Consider the following 21,745-nt stretch of genomic DNA (forward strand, 5'->3'; position numbering starts at 1 on the left):
TCAGTCCCGGGGTGGTTCGTCCGCGCCAGGCACCGGAATCTCCTCGCCCCGAAGGCGTGCCCGGAACACCGCGGCCCGCATCAGGAACAGGGTGGTGACCGGCACGGTGAGCGCGATGAACACCGCGATGAGCAGCGCATGAAGGTAGAGCTGGCCACGTTCGAAGGAGACCTGCACCGCCGTCGCGAGCGTGAAGCCCCAGGTTCCCAGCGTCGTGCCCAGGGTGGGCGCGTGGACGCGCTGGAAGAAGCTCCTCAGTCGCAGCACCCCGAACGAACCAATCAGTGCCGCCAGCGCGCCCACCACCACGAGCAACGCGGTCAGCGCATCCACCCACGCCGGAGCCCACGTGTTCATTCGATGATCTCCCCGCGCAGGAGGAACTTGGACATCGCCGTGGAGCCCACGAACCCGAAGAGGGCGATCAAGAGCGCCGCCTCGAAGTAGGAGCTGCTGCGATAGACGAGCCCAAGCGCGAGGATGACCAGCATCGTGTTCTGGTACAGACAGTCGAACGCCAACACGCGGTCCTCCGCCCGGGGCCCAACAATCATCCGTGCCAGCGCCAGCATCATCGCGAAGGCAAGACAGCCGAGGGCGAAGACCAGCGCCCAGGAGAGCAGAGGGCTCATTCGAAAATCTCCCGGAGCGGACGCTCGTAGTGCTGCTTGATGAAAGCCACCAGTTCCGCATCGCTCTGCATGGCGAGCACGTGCAGGAGCAGGACGCGATTGTCCGCCGACAACTGCGCCCAGACGGTGCCCGGAATGAACGTGACGATCATCGCCAGCACGGCCAATCCGTTCGGATCCCTCAGCTCGAGCGGAATGAGAACGAAGCCGGAGCGGATGCCGCGCGAGCGCCGTGTGAGAATCATCCACGCCACCTCGGCGTTCGACCGGAGCATCGCGAGCACCACCCGGCAGAACAGGCGGACCATGACGAGGGGCCTGCGCAACCGCACGGGGGTGGGCCTGAGCCCGAGGGTCACCGCGGGCCAGAACACCGCCAGGGCGGCGCCCAGCACCAGCGTCCCCGCGCTCAACGACTGCATGAGCAGGATCCACAGCAGGAGCAGCGCCACCGAGAGCGCGGGGGAAGGCAGCAGCCTCCTCATCGCCCTGCCTCCGACGCCGTGGCGGACGGCCGCACCTCGGCTCCGAGCACCGCGTCGATGTACCCGCGGCGGTCATAGAGGGACTGGGCCGTTGCGCGCGCGAACTCCATCGCGGGTCCCGCCGCGAGCGTCAGCACTCCGCACGCGGTGAGGAGCGCCACCACGGGTAGTCCCTCCGGCGCGCGGACCCGAGGTGGCTCGCGCTGCATCTCCGACCAGAAGGTCCGGATTCCCGTTCGCGTGAGCGCGACGAGGGTGAGCAGGCCGCAACCCAGGAGCACGCCGGTGAACAACCAGGCACGGGCGGAGAAGGGCCCGCTCCCCTCGCTCGACCCGAGCGCCGCCGACAACATGCCGAGCTTGCCGAGGAAGGTGGGCAGGGGAGGCAAGCCGGAGGTGAGCAGCGCGCACGCGATGAAGGCCATGCCCAACAATGCGGTGGAGGCGGGGAACGGCAGGGCGACGAGCGGCTCCTCCGCGTCGTCGAGGTTGACCTCCTGCGTTTCGAGCGTCGCGCTCAAGAAGGGCGCCTCGTCCACGACGGTCGCGCCCGCGCGCCAACGCTCGACGAGGTCGACGAGCAGGAAGAACACACCGGAGGCCAGCGTGGAGCCCACCAGGTAGAACATCGCGGAGCCGAGGACGGCTTGCTCGCCCAGCCCGAGCGCGGCCAGGAGCGTTCCGGAGGAGACCATCACCCCCGCCGCCGCCTGGACCGCGAGCCGCTGCGAGGCGAGCATCCCCAGAGCCGCGAGCACCGCGGAGACCACTCCGAACACGAGCAGACCATCCGCGCCAAACCCCGCCAGCGGCCCCCCGGCGAACATCAACGTCCAGAGCCGCACCAGGGCGTAGATGCCGACCTTCGTGAGCACCGCGAACATCCCCGCCACGGGCGGAGTCGCCGACGCATAGGCGGGAACGAGCCAGAAGTTGAGCGGCCAGATCCCCGCCTTGGCCAGGAACGCCACCGCGAGGATGGCCGCTCCCGCGTCGATGAGGTGCCGGTTGGCCACATTCCCCTCGGACAGGCGCGCGGAGAGCTCCGCCATGTTGAGTGTCCCCGTGACGCCGTAGATCATCGACACGCCGATGAGGAAGAGGGACGAGGCGGCGAGGTTCACCGCCACGTAGTGCAAGCCCGCGCGGACCCGTGGCCTTCCGGAGCCATGCAGCAACAGACCGTACGAGGCGGCGAGCAAAATCTCGAAGAAGACGAAGAGATTGAAGACGTCCGCCGTCAGGAACGCGCCGGAGAGCCCCATGAGCTGCAACTGGAAGATCGAGTGGAAGTGAACACCCGCGCGGTGCCAACGCGTGAAGGCGAAGCAGAGCGCGCAGGCGCCCAGGCTCCAGGTCAGCACCAACATCCCCGCCGACAGCCGATCCACCGCGAGGGTAATCCCGAACGGCGCGGGCCAGTTGCCGGGGAGGTAGGCCACGACGCCGTATTCGTCCACCCACGCCAGGAGCGCCGCCGAGACCGCGAGCCCCAGGAGCGCGGAGCTCATCCCCACCACCAGCTTGGCGGGACGCTTCCCCTCGCCCATGAGGAGCATCACCGCCGCGCTCAACATGGGCAGGAGGATGGGAACCACCATCAGGTGCGGCATCAGGTCTTGAACGAGCGCTTTCATGCTTCGTTGCCGTCCACGTGGTCGGTCCCGGTCATCCCGCGCGAGGCCAGGGTGATGACCAGGAGCAGGGCCGTCATCGCGAAGCTGATGACGATGGCGGTCAGCACGAGCGCCTGAGGTACCGGATCCGTGTAGTGGGCGAGGTCCCGCGGGACGCCGTCCACGAGGATGGGCTCCTTGTCGATGACCAGACCGCCGATGCTGAAGATGAAGAGGTTGACCGCGTAGGAGAGGAGCGACAGGCCAACGACCAGCTGGAACGTGCGGGGCCGGAGAAGGAGCCAGACGCCCGAGCCGGTCAAGATGCCGATAGCGATCGCGAGCACCACCTCCATCAGTCACCTCCCGAGGCCCGGTGAGCACGGATCGACTGGTGGGCGATCGCCACGAGGATGAGCAACGTGGAGCCCAGCACCAGACAGAACACGCCCAGGTCGAAGAACATCGCGCTTCCGATGTGGAGCTCGCCCAGCACCGGCACGCTCACGTGGAAGGTGTGCGAGGTGAGGAGCGGATACCCGACCACGAACGATCCCGAGGCCGTGCCGAGAACAAACAGGAGACCGACGCCGATCAGCACGCGCGGCGCGAGGCGCAGCCGCTGCTCGACCCACTCGGTCCCGGAGACGATGTACTGGAGCAAAAAGCCCACCGACATCACCAGCCCCGCCACGAACCCACCCCCTGGCGCGTTGTGCCCACGCAGGAAGAAGAACGCCGCCACGACTCCCGATACGGGCAGCAGCAGGCGGACCAGCACCGCCGGGACCATCAGGTACCCCACCGCCGTGTCCTGCGCCATGCGTGGGTTCACCAGGTCCGTGCGCAGGTCCTTCGGCAGCGCCTGCTGCTGTGGCGGAAGCTCCATCACCTCGTGCGCTGGCCGGAAGCGCCGCAGGAGCGCGTAGACCGTGAGCGCGACGAGTGCCAGCACCACCCCTTCCCCGAAGGTGTCGAACCCGCGGAAGTCCACCAACATCACGTTCACCACGTTCCGCCCGCCTCCGCCGCTCAGCGCGTTCTCCAGGAAGAAGGAGGTGCGCTCGGGGAGTTCGCGCGTCATCACCGCGTAGGCGAGGAGCGCCATGGCGCAACCGGCGCTCACCGCGATGAGGAAGTCGCGGGCTCGCCGGCCCCTGGCAATCCGCCGGGTATGCGCGTCGTACACGCCGCGAGCCGGCTCTCGCGGTGGGAGCCACCTGAGCCCGAGCAGGATGAGCAGCGTCGTCACCACCTCGACGGTGAGCTGGGTGAGCGCCAGATCCGGAGCGGAGAACCAGATGAAGGTGACACAGCTCACCGCGCCCGCGGTCCCCGAGAGCATCAGCGCGGCGAGCCGGTGGAACTTCGCCTGCCATGCCGCCCCCAGCGCCGCGACGCCGCCCACCACCCAGAGCGCGATGAACACCGGAGAGAGCGGCACCCGTGGACGATCCCCCTTGCCTAGCCCCCCCCAAAGCGCCAAGACGCCCACGAGCAGCGTGACCAGCACCATCGCCAACAGCTGCCGCTGGAGCCCCGTGGTGAGCAGCCAACGGCGAAGCCATCTGCTCAGCGCGGTGAGCCACGCCAGCAGTGAGGTGAAGAGCCTCGCGCCATCGAACCGCTCCACGAAGCGGCCTCCGAGGCGCACCCGCCCCGCCTCCAGCCTCTGGACCAGCAGGTACAGCACCCCGCCACCACCGAGCGCCAGCGCGCTCATGAGGAGCGGGGGGGTGAACCCATGCCAGATCTTGAGGCTGTACGGAGGAACCTGCCCACCCACGACCGACCGGGACGCGGCCTCGAGGATGGGACCGATCGACACCGCTGGCGCCACCCCCACCACCAGGCACAGGAGGACCAGCACCTCGGCGGGGACGCGCAGCCAGTTGGGAGGCTCCTCCGGGGCACGTGGGGTGTTCAGCGCGCTGACGGGCCCGAAGAACACCTTCACCGCGAACCGGAGCGAGTAGGCGACGCTCCCCATGCCGGCCAGGGTCGCCGCGACCGGCAGGCCCCACTGGACGGCGGGGATGGCGTCGATGAAGACGGTCTCGGCGAAGAACATCTCCTTGGACAAGAAGCCATTGAGCAGCGGGACTCCCGCCATCGCCGCCGTGGCGACGAGCGCGAGCGTGCCGGTGATGGGCATGAAGCGGAAGAGCCCCGACAGCCGCCGGATGTCCCGCGTCCCCGTCTCATGATCGATGATCCCCACCGCCATGAACAGCGACGCCTTGAAGGCCGCGTGGTTCATGAGGTGGAACACCGCCGCCACCGCCGCGAGCGGGCTGTTGAGCCCCAGCAGCAACACCACCAGCCCGAGGTGCGAGATGGTGGAGTAGGCAAGCAGTCCCTTCAGGTCGTTCTGGAACAGCGCCGCCCACGCGCCGAGCAGCAGCGTGACGAGCCCCGCGGAGCCGGTGAGCCAGAACCACGTCTCCGTCCCCGAGAGCACCGGCCACAGCCGCGCCAGCAGGAACACGCCCAGCTTCACCATGGTCGCCGAGTGCAGATACGCCGACACCGGCGTCGGAGCCGCCATCGCGTTCGGGAGCCAGAAATGGAAGGGAAACTGGGCGCTCTTCGTGAACGCGCCAAGAAGGAGGAGGCCCAACGCCACGGGGTAGAGCGGGTGGGCCTTGATCCGCTGCGCGCTCCCGAAGAGGGCCTCCAGTTCGTAGCTGCCGGCCACCTGGCCGAGCACCAGCAATCCCGCCAGGAGGCACAGGCCTCCCATGCCGGTGACCGTGAGCGCCATCCGAGCCCCGCGCTGTGCGTCCTTGCGCTGGTTCCAGTAGCCAATGAGCAGGAACGAGAAGAGGGAGGTCAGCTCCCAGAAGAAGGCCAGCTGCAGCAGGTTTCCCGAGAGGACCACGCCCAGCATCGCCCCCATGAAGGCCAGGAGGAACGCGAAGAACCTCGGCACGGGATCCGACGGCGAGAGGTAGTAGCGCGCATACAGCATCACCAGCGCGCCGATGCCCAGGACGAGCACGCAGAATGTCCAGGACAGGCCGTCGAGCCGCAACACGAGGTTGAGCCCGAGCGAGGGCACCCACGCGAAGTGCTCGACCCGCGTGCCTCCGCCCTGGACGCTCGGGAAGTGGAGCGCCACGCCCACCAGGCCCACCAGTGCCGTGAGGCCCGAGAGCCCCGCCGCGCGATTCCGGGCACTCGTGGGCAGCAGTGCCGCGATGACACCGGAGACCCAGGGAATGACCAGGAGCGCAAGGAGTGGCATCAGGGACCAACCATCGCGCCAGACTGTGCGTTCCCACCCGAGAAAGAAAGGCGACAGCCATATGGCGTTGGGTACTTGGCAGATGGAACGTGTCCCAGCGCCGCGACGCGTGCCTACTTCTTGCTGGCGGGATCCATCCCCGGAGGCAATCCCTCCACGAGCAGCAGGTCCGTGGAGCTGCTCGCCTGACGCATCGCCTTGGCGGGGGCGTACTCGGGAGAGTTCCACCACTCCCGGGCCCGTTCCACGGTGGGGAACTCGAGGAGGGCGATCCGCGTCGGGCTCCACGTGCCCTCGAGCGTCTCCGTCGCGCCCCCACGCGCCAGATATCGGCCTCCATAGGCGGCGATCGTTGGCGGCGCGAGCTGCTTGTAGCGCTCGTAGGTCTCCGCGTCCTTCACGGTGATGTCGATCATCACATAAGCAGGCATTCGTTGTCCTCTTGTCGGGTCAGGAGCCCGTGTTCCGGGTGGATGGAGCCATCAGTATACCGTCTCGCAGAGTGTCATCGACTCCATCACGACCGTGCCCCGTGACAACACGGTGCTCGAATCGCTCAGGAGCGATCCTGTCTACGTCGTGATTGGAGGTCGGAAGTGGCACATCACCAGCCCCGAGGAACTCGGCTATTGGGGCGGAGCCTCCGCGGTGAACATTGCTCAGTCCCGCCGTGCAGCGCCGAACCGTAGGGTGCGGATGACCTCGAAGGGTCCATTTCCCTCACGCGCGATGAGGCAGATCTCCGTTGCTTGGAACACAAGCGGGGTCCACGTCTCGCTCAACCGCGCCTGGAGCGCCGCGACCTGCTCGGCGCTTGCGGACTGGCCCACGCTGAGGTGCGGTGTGAATCCGCTCGAGAAGCGCGAAGTATGGGAGTACTCCGGGGCGGCGGCCTGGAGCGTGGCCTGGACGCGGGCGAAGGCTTCGCGAGGCTCGGGAGCGAGCCAGAGGGTGCTGCGATCGGAGCGGTGCTGAAAGACGCGGAACGAGGCGAGGGTCACCTCGAAGGGGCTCAGCCAGGCGCAGGCGGCTTCGAGCGCGGGGAGCAGCTTGGGCAGTTCGTAGCGGGGTGCGAAGGGGTAGAGCAAGGTGACATGGGGCATCCAGCGCTGGACCTGGCGATCATGCACACGGCGGATCGCCTGGATGGGCGGCCAGACCTCGGCGGGAGGAATGAACACGACCGCCGTGCGATGGGTCCAGGCTGGATTGGCCATGACGCCTCACTCTAGGACGAGCCTGGGTCCACTTGAGCGCGGGGCCTCACTTCTCGCGACGGGTGCCCACTGATGTTGTGTCGGGTGTCGTGCGGAACGCGCCCCTTGACATCTTCACGGCTCGACACCTGGTAAACCGTTCTCGAATATCTCACGGTTTTAACTTGAATTCCCACCATCGAGCCTTGGAGCACGAGTTGAAGCGAACCCCCCTATCGAGAATCAGTCCTTCGTGGATCGCCGGAGTTGCCACGGCACTCTTGCTCAACACCGTGGTCCCGGAGAGCAGCTCCGCCGCCGAAAACCCTCCCCGGACGCTCATCGCGGAGAGCTCCTGGACGATCACCGCGCCCCTGGCGGGTGCTCCCTCCGCGAGAGTGGAACTCAATGCCTCGAGCGGAACGCTGACCCTGTCCGCGTTCCGGGGCGTCCAGACGGTCCTTGCTCCGGCGGCGCTGGGTCTGCGAACCACCCAGGCCGATCTCACCCGGGGGCTGAGCCCGCTGGGGCGCGGCGATCGACTGGTGCTCGAGCGGTACACCATGACGACCGGGAAACGGCGCGTCCGCTCGGCGGTGATGACCGAGACACGGCTGGCCTTCGCGAACGCCAGCGGTGCGCGTCTGGACTTGCTCGTCAGGGTTTCCGCGGATGGAGTCGCCTATCGTTACGAGGTTCCCGACCCGGCCGGGGTCACGGTGACGAGCGAGGCCTCCGCGTTCTCGGTGCCGGCCACCTCCACCGCGTGGCTCCTGCCCTACAACGCGCAGTACGAACAGGCCCGGATCGAGACGACGGCGGGCGCCGCGCCGGCCCGTGACTACGGCTACCCCTCCCTGTTCAAGGTCGGCGACAGCTTCGTGCTGCTCACCGAGTCCGATGTGGACGGCCGCTATGCTGGCAGCCGGCTCGTGCACGAGGGGTCCGGCTCCTACCAGGTCGTGCTGGCCGATGCGCAGATCCACTCCTCGGGAGCGCTGCGGACCCCCTGGCGCACCGCGATCATCGGCGACCTCGCCACGGTGACCGAGTCGACCCTGGTGGATGACCTCGCCTCCCCCTCCCGGTTCACCGACACCTCGTGGATCCACCCCGGCAAGTCCGCCTGGTCCTGGTTGAGCGAGAACTCGAGCCCGGGCGACTTCGAGCGGCAGAAGGCCTACGTGGACTTCGCCGCGCGCAACGGCTGGTCCTACGTCCTGGTCGACGAGGGCTGGAGCAGCACCTGGGTGCCCGAGCTGACCCGCTACGCACGCGCCAAGGGGGTCGACATCCTGCTGTGGTTCCACTGGACCCGGCTGGACACCCCACTGGAGCGCGACTCCTGGCTGCCGCTGGTGCGCTCCTGGGGCGTCAAGGGCGTCAAGGTCGACTTCATGGAGTCCGACTCCCAGTCGCGCTACCAGTGGTACGACGCCGTGCTGGAGCGGACCGCTCAGCTGCAGCTGATGATCAACTTCCACGGCTCGACCATCCCGCATGGTCTGGCGCGCACCTGGCCGCACGTGATGACCATGGAGTCCGTCCGGGGTGCGGAGAACTGGCCGTCGCCGAACACCAACCCGGTGCAGGTCTTCACCCGCAACGTGGTCGGCTCGATGGACTACACCCCGGTCACCTTCGAGGCCACGCACCGGCAGACGTCGATCGCACACGAAGTGGCGCTGTCGGTGGCCTACGAGTCCGGATGGCAGCACCTCGCCGACAAGCCGGAAGTCTACGAGCGCCATCCGCGAGCGCTGCGTTTCCTCAACCAGGTTCCGACGACGTGGGACGAGACGCGGTTCGTGGCGGGCAATCCCAGCAACGAAGCGGTGATCGCCCGGCGCAAGGGGGACCGGTGGTTCGTCGGGGCGATCGCGGCCGGTGAGCCGCGAACGGTTTCCGCGCCGCTGCGCTTCCTCGGCGTGGGCCTGTGGCTCGTGGAGGTGGTCCGTGACGACGCTGGCGAGCAGCGCACCGACGTGCTCAGGGACCGGTGGATCATGAGCCCGTTCAACACGCTATCGGTGGACGTGCGCCGCCACGGTGGGTTCGCGGCCATCATCTGCCGCTACATCCCGGGCCGGCAGAGCTGTGACGAGCCCATCCGGCAGATTCCTCCGAGCGAGCTGACCGTCACGCCGACCGGGCCGGTGGAGGTCGAGAGCGGCTCCTTCGTGGAGGTCTCCGCGACCTTCACCGCTCCCGCGAGCACGTGGATCCGCGACGTCGAATTCGGCGTTCGTCCTCCCATCGGCTGGTCGGCCCAGGGCGCGAAGCTCACCCGGTCCTTCATGGCTCCCGGGGAGAGCCTGCAGGGGCGCTGGACGCTCCGGCTCGAGCCGGGGGGTGGAAACGACAGGCTCGGCGACATCGACCTTCCGATCGCGGCGGAGTTCCGGTTGCCCGGCGATGCGGCGGGCACGCCACGAGTGCATGTGGAGCAGGCCGTGCGGACCTTCGTCGTACCGCCAGTACCCACCGGTAGCCCCTATGTCAGCGACCTTCCGTTCCTCTCCGAGAGCAATGGGTACGGCCCGGTCGAACGAGACCGGTCCAACGGTGAGGCGGACGGAGGCGACGGCAATCCGCTGTCCATGGGAGGGGTCACCTACGCCAGGGGCCTGGGCGCGCACGCGCCCTCGGAGGTGTCGATCTACCTCGGCCGGAACTGCCAGAGCTTCACGGCCGACATCGGGCTCGACGACGAAACCACTCAGACGGGCTCGGTGACCTTCAAGGTGCTCGGTGATGGCGGGGTGCTGTATGACAGCGGCGTCATCCGGAGCAAGGGGCCGGCCAGGTCGATCTCCGTCGGCGTCTCCGGCGTGCGCATGCTGAGCCTTCAGGTCACCGATGGAGGCGACGGCAAGAACTTCGACCACGCCGACTGGGCGAACGCCCGGTTGTCGTGCGACGAATCCTAGCCACTGGCCTCCGGCGGCGGGTTCGAGTCCCGCCGCCTCGTGCCGATGTTCAAGCTGCCGTCGGCGAGCGCCGCCGCGTCCTTCCACTTCCCGGCGACGCCCTCCTCGAGGAACCTACGCGGGGTCCCATGTGGGCGAGCACGGACACCACCTCGCCGCACCGGGGTGGTGACAACAAGCATCACCTGGCGACCGTTGTCACCGGTCACCAGGCCCACGCCCTCGCCCCATCCCCGCGAAATCAGCCACTTCAGGCCCCCTTCCACGGCCCCTCTTCCTGGCACGGCCCGTGCTCTACCCGAGTGCACACGGACGTTGAGACCCGAGCACCTTCCGGGACGGGAACTCATCAACGACCCCCGCGGCACGTGACTCCCCTCCGCTCCCGCGACGACGCCAACGAACGACTGGAGATTGATCATCATGCCTGAAATCAACGGACGTAGAGCCCCCCATGGCCACTCTCACGTCACCAGCTCTCACCAGCCCTCCGTCCAATCGCACCATGGCCACCATCCCGTGGCGCAGCCTGCCGTGCCGCCTGCCCAGCATTCCTCGGTGAGCGACAGTTTCTCCCGACGTGGGGGCCAGTCGACGCCGCAGCACCTGTTGCAGGGAGGAAGCTCGCGAGCCCACGAGTCGCGGCCCAGCGCCCAGGGCATCTATGGAAACCGTACCTCCGCTTCGTCCAGCAGGACACCGACGGGAGCCGAAATCCTCAATCGCCCCTACGATGGGAAGTTCAATCGGGTCTCGGATCAACAGCTCGCCGATGCGCACAATGAGCTGACGCGCCGTGGCTATGCCTTCGTCGGGTTCAAGGGCTCGAGCGAGCAGGGGGCGATGAACGCGGTGAACGGTGGGCTGCGAGCGCAGGGAGGCGATAAGTGGAGCGGGATCTACGTCTCCGATCAGACGGCGGTCGCCGCGGGGTACACAGCCGACGAGATGGGCCGTTCGAAAGGCGGCCAGCTCGTGCGCGTGTACGTGCCGCAGCAGGACGCGGAGAAGCTCCAGAACCTCGCCACGCCGATGGACAACCCACGCGTGGAGAACGAGTTCAGGAAGAACATGGGGTTCCGGCTCGGTGACGACCGTTCGTACATCATCCGCGGACAGGAAACCACGGATGACAAATACAGGACCGAGACGGTGCTGAGCCCCAAGGTCGCGGAGCGCGCCGTTGCCATCCCCTCGACCGTACTTGTCGATCAGAAATTCGGCAGCGGAGAAGTCCAGGACTTCTCTGCTTTCGAGCGGCAGATCAGCCAGACCCCCCAAGGTCGAGCTCCGCTCCCGTCGACCCCGCCTGCCGGGCACCACCACGGCCGATGAGCGCCGTGAAGGATTGAGCGCGGTTGCTTTGAGTGGAGGCGGCGGGAAGCGAACCCGCTGCCCCAGCCCCGCTCAGCTCACCGCAGGCGGATTGCGCTCGCTGGAACCGAGGGGTCGACACTGGCCTGGCGCACCACTCGGCCGGCCCCCGTCAGCGGCCCTCCTCTACCTCTCCGCACCAGCCCACATACGTACTCTCCCACGGACTGGACTCCCGGTGGGCGGAGAGAGACGATGTGGAGGCGAACGCAGCAGGCGCCATGCCTGCTCGGTTTGGATTCCGGGGAGAAACCAGGATGGCCTACTACAAGCTGGATCCGAATACCGGGAAGTGGCAGGCAGCCGAATCGGCGTACATGCCGTACACCTTCAAGGACCGGCAGGACAACTCGTTCACCTCGGCGGTCAAGGTCTACAAACTGGCGCTCATCGGGGTTGGCAGCAGCATCGCCTACTACCTCAATGCCCTGGGAGCGCCCTACGTGAGCCCTCCCAAGGGCTCCCGCCAACACAACGTGGTGCCACCTTCCAGGCCCATGGACAGGCACGCGATCGTCTTCGGCTCGACCGATGCGTGGGATGCCTCCGTCCGGGGTGACGGCTTCATCAACCACGAGCAACACCTCATCGGCCAATGGGGAGCGGAGGTCGTGGAGTTCTCCCCGGACTACATGGAGCGGGCGGAGTTCGCCGGACAGAACCGCGACGTCTTCCAGCGCGCCATCGGAGTCGAGCCCGTGAAGGCCGAGGTCACGAAGATCTCCCGCTTCGGCCATCTCTTCAAGGTGTACGCCCAGGAGCGCTTCTATCTGGCACAGAAGGTCGTGGTGGGCGTGGGCGCGGGGCCTCATCAGCGGCCACGCACCATGGTGGTGCACCAAGACGCTTGGAATCAGGTGCGGGATCTCGACGAGTTCATGCGCGCCAACCCGCGCGGTGCACCGACCCTGGGAGCCAGGGCGAAGGTGGTCGTCAACGGCGCCAACGCGGGCATCGATGCCGTCGAGCGCGCGGCCAGCCTCGGCTACGACGTCACCTGGTTCATCGGCCAGAAGGAGCCAGCGATCCTTCCTGGCAACCGGTTGCGCTTCGCGCCCGAACTCGCGAGAAGCGCCATCAGCGTCGACTATGACATCAGGGTCGACCCCGCGGCGGAGAACCGCATCACCATCACCTACAAGCAGCGGGGTAACCAGCAGACGTCCACCATGACCGCTGATCGGTATGTCTTTGCGCTCGGGCAGGATCCCATGGCCCAGGGCGCGGTGGGTGACGTCCTCATCACCCAGGGCGGACTGACCGAGCAGGACTTCGAGCCCCTCTACGATGTCAACCAGGTGTACGGAGAGCCCTTCCAGACGGTACTCGGACTGCAGGTGCGGGAGCTCCAGGCCGCGAGAGTAGAGTTCAAGAATCTGAATCTGCCGGAAACCACCTCGGAGCGAGGCCTCCTGGTCATCGGTGCGGCGGCCACGAGCCTGGCCGGCAACAAGAGGGCCATCGCCCACAACTTCCGCGAGCAATTCACGCCGCATCTTCCGCAGCCGGCCACGCAGGCGGAGTTCAAGGCCTATCAGCAGCAACAGCAGCTCATCTCGCGGGCCGAGAGCTACCTTCAGAACAAGACGGTCGCCGCCTCGCTGGAAGGAGTGGTGCGGTATGACGTGGGCTCGGTCCTACAGCACGCGCAGCTCGTCGGGGTGCGCGGCGCGGTGGCCGCCATGACCGGCTTCGCCCCCGAGTACCTGGAGAAGGGCGTCAACCTGTCCTCGGACAACCGCTCCATGTTGCGCGTCTACCTGGCGCAGGCCTTCCCGGACCTCGACGAAGCGCTGGCGCAGAAGTTCATCTACCGGGTCATGGCTCAGCGCAAGGAGCAGCCCATTGGCTATACACCCAAGCAGACACGAGAGCTCTTCCGCGAGTTCGCCAAGGAATACCTGGGGCAGAGGTTCCCCGACATGAAGAAGGATCTCTCCACGATCCTGCACCCGGGCCTTGACCTGTCTCGGGGAGGCGCCAAGGTGATGTCTGCCCTGGAGAAGGGGCGCGAGCTCCAAAGCGCACTGGGGGGACAGATCACCAGCGTCCGCAAACGCGCCAAGAAGTCACAGGTCACGCTCTCGTTGACCCCCTCGCGCTACAAGCTCTGACTGAACGCCCACCCGCATCTGCGCGGCGTGCTGTTCGAGCTGCCTCCCGTCATCGAGGTGGCGAAAGCGACGCTCGAGGTGTGTCTTCAGCAATGGCTACTTCTTCCTCGCCCGCCATTGCTCACGGCTCTGTCCCCACAGTTCTATCGGAGAAGAGTCGTAGGGCGGCGGCAGCTTCCCAGGTCCCAGCAGGGGCGAACCCAGGCGGCGGGCGACCTCTTGTGATGGCTTGTTGTCCGGAGCGATGGAGTGAATCACCCGCGTCCAGTCGAGGTGGTCGAACGCCCAGTCCATCGCCGCCGTCGCCGCCTCGGTGGCGTAGCCTCGCCCCCAGAACTCGCGCAGCAGACCCCAGCCGACCTCCGGCCCCGGCCACCCCTCCGGCATCCAGGGCCCCACCCGTCCCACCCACCGGCCCGTCGTCTTCTCCAGCACGGAGAACATGGAGAACCCCTGCAGCGCCCACGAGCCCGCCATGGCGCTCATGGCCCGCCACGCCACCGAGCGCGGCTGCACGCCTCCCAGGAAGCGCGCGGACTCCGGATCGCCAATGAGGGTCGCGAAGCCATCCAGGTCTTCCAGCGCGATGGGACGCAGGATGAGACGCGCGGTTTCGAGCGTAGGTCCAGGGGCAATCATCTTCGGTCTCCAAGGCAGGCGGGCAAGAGCGCCAGGATCCCGCCGAAGCTCCGTGGTGGCAAGAACGGGATGCCAGCCGCCCCCGCCCATGCACCCGAGTCCCACGAAGGCTCCTGCTCCGCCTCAACCGCGGCGCAGTCCGCCGGGTCCCGTGGCCCCGGTGACCGTCACCTTCAAACCGGGCCGGTTGTCTCCGAGCGACAGCGAGAGACCGTGCAGGGAAGCGATGGCCGCCACCAGACTCATTCCCAGTCCACTGCCCTGGCGGGTGCGGCTCGCATCCAACCGGTAGAAGGGCTTGAAGACATTCTCGTACTCGGCCGCGTCGATTCCCGGGCCCGTGTCGGACACGGTCGCCGCGAAGCCCCCGTCCGAGACGTCCAGGCCCAGGTGGATGGCGCTGCCCGGCCCCGAGTGACGCAGGGCATTCTCCACCAGATTGGCGAAGAGCTGCGTCAACAGGCCGCGATCGCCCCGCATCTGGAGCGAGGGATGGATGTTCGCCGAGAAGCGCTGCCCGTTGTCCTCGGCGACGGGCTGGTAGACCTCCACGAGGCTCTCCAGGACTTCGGAGAGGCACACGGTCTCGAAGCCCGCGCGGCGTGAGCCGGACTCCACCTCGGCGATGCGCAGCAGGGAAGAGAAGGTCTCGAGGCTGGCATCCAGTTGCCTCAGCGCCTCGTCGAGCAGCACCTCCCGCCGCTCGGGGGTGACGGAGTCCTCGCGCATCGCCTCCAGCTTCTGCCGCAGGTGTCCGAGCGGCGTACGCAAATCATGGGCGATGCTGGTGCCCACCTGCCGCACGCTCTCCAGGAGCTGCTGGATGCGATCCAGCATGCGGTTGATGACGGCGGCGAGCTGGTCCAGGTCGTCCCCGGTCCCCCGGGAGGGAAGCCGCCCCGCCACATCCCCCTTGCCGATCCGGTCCGCAGCCCGGGTGATCTCATCCACCTGGGCCAGGAAGCGCTGGCCGATCCACAGTCCCCCCAGGGCCCCCGCCACCAGGGTGAACAGGAAGGCCCAACCAAACGCCTGACGTATCGCCCGCTCGGCCTCGTGGAGCAGGGAGAGGTCGGCGGCCACCGCCAGCTTGTATCCCCCATCCAACGTGAGCGCCCGGAGCAACACCGACGTCCTGGCGCCCTTGCCTCCCTCGGCCTTCACCCGGACGGTGTGCCAGCCATCGGGAGTGGGAATGGCACGCAGCGGATCGAACACCACGCGGCCGTCCGGGCTCTGCATGTAGTAGTGCAGCCGCCGGGCGGGGTTCGCCTCGATCCGCTCCCGGATGTCGTGGCGGAGCTCTTCCAGCCCGTCGTCCCGGTAGTCCACCAGGAGCTGGCCAACCTCCGCTTCGATCTCGCCGCGCAACTGCTGCTCGATGGAGGCGCGCACGCCGAAGAAGACGATCACTCCCAGGAGGAAGACGGACAGGCCGAAGACCGCCGCGTAGCTCAGGGCGAGGCGGAAGTTCGCCGTCCGGAGGACCCTAGGAAGCCACATCGAGCTTGTATCCCGCGCCTCGCACCGTGTGGAGCAGTCCCGAGTCGAACCCCCGGTCCAACTTGGCGCGCAGGCGGCTGATATGCGTCTCGACGACGCTCGTCTTCGGATCGAAATTGAAGTTCCAGACGTGCTCCAGCAGCATCGTGCGCGTGACGACGCGGCCGGCGTGGCGCAGCAGGTACTCCAGCAGCCGGAACTCCGTGGGTTGCAGCTCGATCACCTTGCCCGCGCGCACCACCGTGCGCTTGAGGAGGTCCATCTCCAGGTCGGCGAGCGTGAGGACGGTGCGTACCTCCTGCAACGGCGGGCGGCGGCACAGCGAGACGAGGCGGGCGTGGAGTTCGGAGAACGCGAAGGGCTTCACCAGGTAGTCATCGCCCCCCGACTCCAGCCCCTTCACCCGGTCCTCGATGCTCCCCATGGCGGTGAGGAAGAGCACCGGCGTCCGGGTGCCGCCCTCACGCAACACCTTGAGCAGGGAGATGCCATCCAGCTTGGGCAGCATCCGGTCGATGACGAGCACGTCGTAGCCGCCACTCGTCGCCATCATCAGGCCCTCGTGGCCATCCTTCGCATGATCGACCCCGTGGCCGAGCTCGCCCAGGCCACGGCGGATGTACTCCGCGGTCTCCGTGTCATCCTCGATCAGCAGCACGCGCACCGGGAATCTCCCACCCGCGAGGCCTAGTCCTTCACGTCCTCGCGGGCACCGAGCACCTTACCATCCACGCCATCCACCCAGACGTCGAAGACGCGGTTGTCCTTGACGATGCTGACCTCGTAGACGGGCTTGAAGCTGTCATCGTCGAGCGACGCCTCGAGGGCCTGTCCGCCCTGATGCCGCTGGGCCGCGTCGATGGCCTGCTGCAGGCTGATCTTCGTCTGCGCGAGCATCCTGAGCTCGCTCGCATGGGAAGCGGCGACCGCGTCCGCCACGAGACCCACTCCCAGCAAGCACGCGACGAGGAGGTTGTTCATCCGCATGATCCGACTCCTTCGAGGAACTGAAGCGGTCCGTGCTCCATGCCCGGACGATGGAATCATGCACACCCCGGTTTGCCGCTCCTTCTTCGCGCTCCATACGGATTCGTAAGGTGCCCGGCCTGGCCGCCCCCCCTCCCGGGAGCGTGACTGGCAAATGACTGGAATCACGCCGTGGGAGGACTCTGACAGGAACGTCGCGGTTTCGCGCAACGCCGCCGTGCTCCGTCCTCTGAGCACTCCATGGCACCTCGGTTGCGAAGGCGCCCCGTGCATCCCGACGACAGTCTCACCCCGGAAGGAGCCCCATGATGCAGCCCCCTTCACTGGAGCACCCGACGTCCACGACGCCCTCGGTCCCCCGTTACCGCCGCTGGGCGGTGCACCTCGCCCTTGTCGTGGCGTGCATCGGCTCGGTGGCCACGTCGCCCTCGCCGCTTCCGCCGCAGGTCAACTCGGAATACGAGGGCGCGCCCCTGGGCCTGACGACACAAGCCACCACCGCGACGCGTCACTTCAAGGTCCGGGTCTCCACGCAGGAGAAGTCATTCGATCGAGTCGAGCTGTTGTTGAGGGCCGAGGTTACCGCGCGCTGGAGTCCAACGGATCCCAACAGCCATGAGAAGCCCTGGCTGCTCACGCGGCTGTACATTCCGTCCGACAACGATTCCGGCGCTGGCCCCGGACGAGGCGAGGTGCTCATCCTCGGAAAACCCAATCAACCCATGACAGTGGAAACCCTCACGAGCGACAGCTCCGAGTGCAAGACCGACCAGGGTTGTGAATGGACCGTCCCCCTGGAGTTCGAACTCCTGCCGCACGCCGCCGAGGGCTCCGTCGAGGTGGAGTGGAAGGTGACGGCCGAGGCGTACGCCGAGGGCGCGACCACGTTGCCCAAGGGCTTCACCGTGCAGGTCTCGGAGCCATGAAAGCCCCCTTGCCGCACCTGCTCTCGAGCAGCCTCTCGTTGATGGTGGCCGCGTGCCATCCCGGCTACAACGTCCAGGTGCCCCACTCTCAAGTCGAGAGCGTGGTGATGTCTCTCCCCCCCTCCGCGCCCAGGGTCGAACAGCGCCTCGTCATGGTCGTCGCACCGAAGGAGGGCAAGAAGATGAGGATTGAATATGCCTCGTTGTCGCTCGAGGTGGATCACTCCTGGCAGGGGCTGAAGGGCGACACCTCGGAACTCATTCCGTGGATCCGTGTCCGGATCGTGGACGAGCGTGACGGCAGCATCTACGCGGAGAGAGCCAACGACACCAACCCGCTCCATCCCATCATGGGGCTCTACCGCCTCGACCACCCCTTGTGTCAACAGGCCGAAGAGCGGTGCGAGGTCCCGTTCCGGATCGAAATCGAGCGGCAGGGGCCGCCAGCGGAAGGCATCCTGAACGTGCACTGGAAGGCCAGCGGGTCCGCGCTCGCGCATGAAGCGGAAGTCAGCAACATCGAGGTCCGCCTGCGAGAGCGCTGACCGGGGGCGGTGCGGTCCAGAGGCTCAGCGTTGGTGCTCGCGCAGTTCCTTCACGAGCCGCCCGGCGCCATCGACTTTCGCCATGTCGAGTGGCGAGCGCTGGCCGGACCAGGTCAGCCGGCTCACGCCAGGAACTCATCGGTGGACTGGGTCCTGGCATAGGCGAAGCTGAGCGCCGCCATGAAAGCGGCATGAACCTGAGCGGCGGGTACGCGCACGCCTCCGAATTCCAGATCGCGGCTGGCGCAGGCATCGTGGATCAGGGTGCAGCGGTAGCCCAGATCGGCCGCCGCCCGCACCCCGCCATCGATGCACATGTGGCTCATGGCGCCACAGATGATGAGTTCCTCGATCCCGTGGCGCTCGAGGATTGTCTTCAGCTCGGTCTCGCGGAAGGAGTTGACGAAGTGCTTCAGCACCACCGGCTCCGCCGCCGCCGGGGTCACCTTCTCATGGATCGCGGCCCCGCTCGAACCTGGAGTGAAGAAGGGAGCGTCGGCGGTCTTGAATTCATGGCGGACATGGACGACCAACTCACCCCGAGCCCGCGCGGCGGCGATCAGCCGTGCGGTGTTGTCCGCGGCGGCGTCAATGCCGTTGAGGGTCCATTTCCCGCCCGGGAAGTAATCATTCTGGACGTCGATGACGATGAGGGCGCGCTTGCTCATGGTGCCTTCCTTCTGGTCCTGGCCGTTGGGGTGCCGCGGTGAATGGTCGGAAGATAGAGCGGCGCTCCGCCCCATCGGGATTGGCGGAACTGACAGGATCAGGGGTAGAACTGACAAATGACCACAGGGCACGTCCTGGCCCATATCGGACTGCTGCTCTATCCCGGTGCCCAGATGTCGGCGGTACATGGGTTGACGGACATGTTCCGCATCGCCAACCGGCTCGCGGCCCAGCAGGGCGTGTCGGGCGTGCCCGCCCTGCGGGTCAGCCATTGGCGGCCTGACGATGGCGGGAAGATGGAGCGGGTCTTCGACACCCACGCCCAGGCCGGGGCGTCCCTGGTCGCGTTGATCCTTCCGCCAAGCCTGGAGGAAGAGCCGCGGGAAGAGCAGAGGAGGACGCTGGCCCGCTGGATCGCCGCCCGGCATGCCGCGGGCACCACGCTCTGCTCCATCTGCGCCGGTGCCTTCCTGTTGGCGGAAACGGGGCTGTTGGATGGCCGGCCAGCGACGACCCATTGGAGCCTGGCGGAGCGGCTGGCCGAGCGATTTCCCGCCATCCGGCTGGAGCCGGACAAGCTGCTCGTCGAGGATGGAGACATCATCACGGCGGGTGGCGTGATGGCCTGGGTCGATCTCGGGTTGCGGCTGGTGGATCGGCTGCTCAGTCCGAGTCTCATGCTGGCGACCGCCCGTTTCTTCCTGGCGGATCCCTCCGGGCGCGAGCAACGCTTCTACAGCCACTTCTCGCCCAAGCTGCACCATGGGGACGAGGCCATCCTGAAGGTGCAGCACTGGCTCCAGGCCCGCGGCCCGGAAAAGGTGACATTGCCGATGATGGCGGCGCATGCCGCGCTGGGCGAGCGCACCTTCTTGCGCCGCTTCCAGAAAGCGACGGGGTTGAGCCCGACCACCTATGTTCAGTACCTGCGTGTGGGCAAGGCACGGGAGCTGCTGGAGTTCTCGAACCTGTCCATCGAGCAGGTGGCCTGGCGGGTGGGCTACGAGGACCCTGGCGCCTTCCGCAAGGTCTTCTTCAAACGGATGGGCTTGTCCCCTGGTGACTACCGGCGCCGATTCAGCGTCACCGGCCATCGAGGCGCGTGAGCCGTGACGCGGCACTGGCTACAGCCGAGGGGGCGAGGAGGGCTGCTGACGGGTGCCATGAGGGCTGTGTGCCGGGCGGCATCTCAACGGCTCTCAGCGGCAGCGCCTTGCCCCGGGACCCTCGCACGGCCGGGAATGTGGTGAGATGGGCACCAGAGCATCCGGGTGCTGGCTCGTCGGCGGTCGGCGGCCCTCCGGAGCCCTGGGGGTCCGTGACGATGTCAGCGAACAACAGCATCCACAACAATCACGAGCCGGTGCGCAACGAGTACCTGGACCAGGTGCGCGAGCAGCAGCAGCGCGTCGAGGTGGACCTGAAAGCCCGCAAGATGGTGGCGCAGGTGCAGGCGCCCATGGGCGGCCGGGCCCGGGCGCTGGCCGCCGTCGCGGCCCCCCGCGAGATTCCAGGCAACGCCGTGGACGTGCGCATCACGGGCTTCTGGCGATGGAAGACGGTGGTGGTGCCGCCCAACGCCTACGTCGTGCACACCCGGCGCGGCCATGCGCAGCCGCTGCATATCGGCCTGGGGGTGTCCTTCCGCTTCAACCCGGCCACGGACTCGTTCCTGGTGGTCCCGGGCGCCATGCAGACCATCCTCATCAACGCGCACTGCATCTGCCGCGAGTTGCAGGGGCTACTGGTGCAGGGCTACGTGCAGTGGATCATCGAGGACTTCGCCACGGCCTACAAGAAGCTGGACTTCACGGACGCCGAGGAGCCCATGCGAGTGGTGAACGTGCAACTGCGCGAGCAGGCGGAGGCGGCCATCAAGGACAAGGTGGCCACCATGAGCATCGACGCGGTGCTCTCGGACAAACAGCCCATCATCGAGGAGCTGACGGCGCGGCTGCGCCACGTGGCCGAGGGCCTGGGCGGGGGCGACAAGGGCCTGGGGCTGCGGATCGTCACGGTGCAGGTGAAGGAGGCGGTGGTGAGCTCCGGGCGGCTGTGGGAGAGCTTGCAGAAGCCCTTCCGGGCCGAGCGCGAGCGCGTGGCGCGGCTGGCCACACTCGAGACGGAGGAGGCCATTGCCCACCGGGAGCAGGAGGTGGAGCAGGCGCGCGAGCGGATGCGGCTGGAGAGCGAGGGCGAGCTGTCCATGCTGCGCGCGCGCAAGGAGGCGGAGGCGTACGACCGGGAGCAGGCCGAGCACCTGCGGCGGCGGCAGCGCGAGGAGGAGGACGCGCGGAAGCTGGCCGTCGAGCACCAGCAGACGGCGCTGCAGAACGCCGAGTTGGAGAAGGAGCGGCTGGCGGTGGAGGCGGAGCTGGCGAAGCTCAAGCAGGAGGTGGAGGCGGCGCAGCGCAAGCGCCAGGCGCTGGCGGCCATCGACGTGCTGGACACGGAGCGGGCGGCGGCCAACCGGCAGGCCCGCGCGGAGCTGGAGCTACAGGACGACCGCGAGCGCATCCTCAACGGGCGGACCCCGGCCAACCTCCAGGCGCGGCTGGTGGAGCTGCTGCCCGCCATCGCCGAGAAGCTGCCCCAGCCCCAGGAGCTGCGCTCGGTGAGCATTGGCGGTGCGGCAGGCGCCCAGGAGGGCCAGGCGCTGACCACGCTGGTGACGCAGATGCTGGTGCTGGCGGGGGCGCTCAAACCGGAAACCCCCGAGCGCCGGGAGTCCTGAGCCCTCCACCCGGAGACGCCCCGGGCGCTCCCTCCGCGCGTCACGTGGGCGTAGACCCTCCGGGACAGGTCGAAGGTGTCCGGTCGAAGGTGTCAAAGGACTCGTTCCGACATCTCGCCTCCTGTCGGGTAGACCGGGGCAGTTGCCC

20 protein-coding genes are annotated in these 21,745 nt (G+C 67.5%); 7 read left to right on the top strand and 13 right to left on the bottom strand.

Annotated elements, in window-relative coordinates; genetic code table 11:
- The 8 genes from mnhG to D187_RS36560 all read right to left on the bottom strand — a co-directional run bounded on the left by mnhG (position 1) and on the right by D187_RS36560 (position 7,197).
- Entirely contained in the window at positions 1-357 is a 357-nt protein-coding gene (gene mnhG / locus D187_RS36525) for a monovalent cation/H(+) antiporter subunit G (protein WP_002628956.1), read from the bottom strand.
- Positions 354-632 carry a K+/H+ antiporter subunit F gene (locus D187_RS36530; RefSeq protein WP_002628957.1) on the bottom strand — a complete coding sequence of 93 codons (279 nt, stop codon included), beginning with the start codon at positions 630-632 and terminating at the stop codon, positions 354-356. The genes mnhG and D187_RS36530 overlap by 4 nt, the downstream gene beginning before the upstream one ends.
- Positions 629-1,117 carry a Na+/H+ antiporter subunit E gene (locus D187_RS36535; protein WP_002628958.1) on the bottom strand — a complete coding sequence of 163 codons (489 nt, stop codon included), beginning with the start codon at positions 1,115-1,117 and terminating at the stop codon, positions 629-631. The genes D187_RS36530 and D187_RS36535 overlap by 4 nt, the downstream gene beginning before the upstream one ends.
- On the bottom strand, positions 1,114-2,754 hold the full coding sequence (locus D187_RS36540) for a monovalent cation/H+ antiporter subunit D (RefSeq protein ID WP_002628959.1): 1,641 nt from the start codon (positions 2,752-2,754) through the stop codon (positions 1,114-1,116). Before D187_RS36540 ends, D187_RS36535 begins: the two co-directional genes overlap by 4 nt.
- Complete coding sequence (locus D187_RS36545) at positions 2,751-3,089, bottom strand: Na+/H+ antiporter subunit C (protein WP_002628960.1); 339 nt, start codon at positions 3,087-3,089, stop codon at positions 2,751-2,753. Before D187_RS36545 ends, D187_RS36540 begins: the two co-directional genes overlap by 4 nt.
- The gene (locus D187_RS36550) at positions 3,089-5,980 is read right to left on the bottom strand and encodes a monovalent cation/H+ antiporter subunit A (protein WP_002628961.1); all 2,892 of its coding nucleotides are present in this window, start codon (positions 5,978-5,980) and stop codon (positions 3,089-3,091) included. Before D187_RS36550 ends, D187_RS36545 begins: the two co-directional genes overlap by 1 nt.
- 113 nt (positions 5,981-6,093) lie before the next feature.
- Complete coding sequence (locus tag D187_RS36555; RefSeq protein WP_002628962.1) at positions 6,094-6,411, bottom strand: DUF1330 domain-containing protein; 318 nt, start codon at positions 6,409-6,411, stop codon at positions 6,094-6,096.
- A gap of 228 nt (positions 6,412-6,639) precedes the next feature.
- Positions 6,640-7,197 (bottom strand): 2'-5' RNA ligase family protein, encoded by a 558-nt coding sequence (locus D187_RS36560; protein WP_002628963.1) that lies wholly within the window; start codon positions 7,195-7,197, stop codon positions 6,640-6,642.
- A gap of 260 nt (positions 7,198-7,457) precedes the next feature.
- Between D187_RS36560 and D187_RS36565 the strand changes: the two genes are divergently transcribed.
- The 3 genes from D187_RS36565 (at position 7,458) to D187_RS36580 (ending at position 13,594) form a co-directional block, all read left to right on the top strand.
- Positions 7,458-10,106: an NPCBM/NEW2 domain-containing protein gene (locus D187_RS36565; RefSeq protein ID WP_002628964.1), complete on the top strand. Its 2,649-nt coding sequence runs from the start codon at positions 7,458-7,460 to the stop codon at positions 10,104-10,106.
- Between the two features lie 558 nt (positions 10,107-10,664).
- Positions 10,665-11,441 carry a poly(ADP-ribose) polymerase family protein gene (locus D187_RS36575; RefSeq protein ID WP_162159740.1) on the top strand — a complete coding sequence of 259 codons (777 nt, stop codon included), beginning with the start codon at positions 10,665-10,667 and terminating at the stop codon, positions 11,439-11,441.
- A 296-nt stretch (positions 11,442-11,737) separates the two neighbouring features.
- On the top strand, positions 11,738-13,594 hold the full coding sequence (locus D187_RS36580) for a Rossmann-fold NAD(P)-binding domain-containing protein (RefSeq protein ID WP_002628968.1): 1,857 nt from the start codon (positions 11,738-11,740) through the stop codon (positions 13,592-13,594).
- A 96-nt stretch (positions 13,595-13,690) separates the two neighbouring features.
- Here D187_RS36580 and D187_RS36585 read toward each other — a convergent pair whose 3' ends face one another.
- The 4 genes from D187_RS36585 to D187_RS36600 all read right to left on the bottom strand — a co-directional run bounded on the left by D187_RS36585 (position 13,691) and on the right by D187_RS36600 (position 16,723).
- Complete coding sequence (locus D187_RS36585) at positions 13,691-14,233, bottom strand: GNAT family N-acetyltransferase (RefSeq protein ID WP_002628969.1); 543 nt, start codon at positions 14,231-14,233, stop codon at positions 13,691-13,693.
- Between the two features lie 123 nt (positions 14,234-14,356).
- Positions 14,357-15,736, bottom strand: a complete 1,380-nt coding sequence (locus tag D187_RS36590; RefSeq protein WP_002628970.1) for a sensor histidine kinase — start codon at positions 15,734-15,736, stop codon at positions 14,357-14,359.
- Positions 15,723-16,400, bottom strand: a complete 678-nt coding sequence (locus D187_RS36595; protein ID WP_002628971.1) for a winged helix-turn-helix domain-containing protein — start codon at positions 16,398-16,400, stop codon at positions 15,723-15,725. The genes D187_RS36590 and D187_RS36595 overlap by 14 nt, the downstream gene beginning before the upstream one ends.
- 23 nt (positions 16,401-16,423) lie before the next feature.
- On the bottom strand, positions 16,424-16,723 hold the full coding sequence (locus tag D187_RS36600; protein ID WP_002628972.1) for a PepSY domain-containing protein: 300 nt from the start codon (positions 16,721-16,723) through the stop codon (positions 16,424-16,426).
- A 305-nt stretch (positions 16,724-17,028) separates the two neighbouring features.
- On the opposite strand from D187_RS36600, the gene D187_RS36605 reads away from it, so the two are divergent.
- Both D187_RS36605 and D187_RS36610 read left to right on the top strand, forming a co-directional pair.
- Entirely contained in the window at positions 17,029-17,649 is a 621-nt protein-coding gene (locus D187_RS36605; protein ID WP_043433325.1) for a hypothetical protein, read from the top strand.
- Positions 17,646-18,194, top strand: a complete 549-nt coding sequence (locus D187_RS36610; protein ID WP_155893845.1) for a hypothetical protein — start codon at positions 17,646-17,648, stop codon at positions 18,192-18,194. The genes D187_RS36605 and D187_RS36610 overlap by 4 nt, the downstream gene beginning before the upstream one ends.
- Before the next feature lie 122 nt (positions 18,195-18,316).
- On the opposite strand, the gene D187_RS36615 is transcribed toward D187_RS36610, so the two are convergent.
- Complete coding sequence (locus tag D187_RS36615; protein ID WP_002628975.1) at positions 18,317-18,862, bottom strand: cysteine hydrolase family protein; 546 nt, start codon at positions 18,860-18,862, stop codon at positions 18,317-18,319.
- A 117-nt stretch (positions 18,863-18,979) separates the two neighbouring features.
- On the opposite strand from D187_RS36615, the gene D187_RS36620 reads away from it, so the two are divergent.
- Positions 18,980-19,969 (top strand): GlxA family transcriptional regulator, encoded by a 990-nt coding sequence (locus D187_RS36620; RefSeq protein WP_002628976.1) that lies wholly within the window; start codon positions 18,980-18,982, stop codon positions 19,967-19,969.
- 218 nt (positions 19,970-20,187) lie between these two features.
- Entirely contained in the window at positions 20,188-21,597 is a 1,410-nt protein-coding gene (locus tag D187_RS36625) for an SPFH domain-containing protein (protein ID WP_051256701.1), read from the top strand.
- The last annotated feature ends 148 nt before the right edge of the window (positions 21,598-21,745 follow it).

This window comes from Cystobacter fuscus DSM 2262, assembly GCF_000335475.2.
GTDB lineage: Bacteria > Myxococcota > Myxococcia > Myxococcales > Myxococcaceae > Cystobacter > Cystobacter fuscus.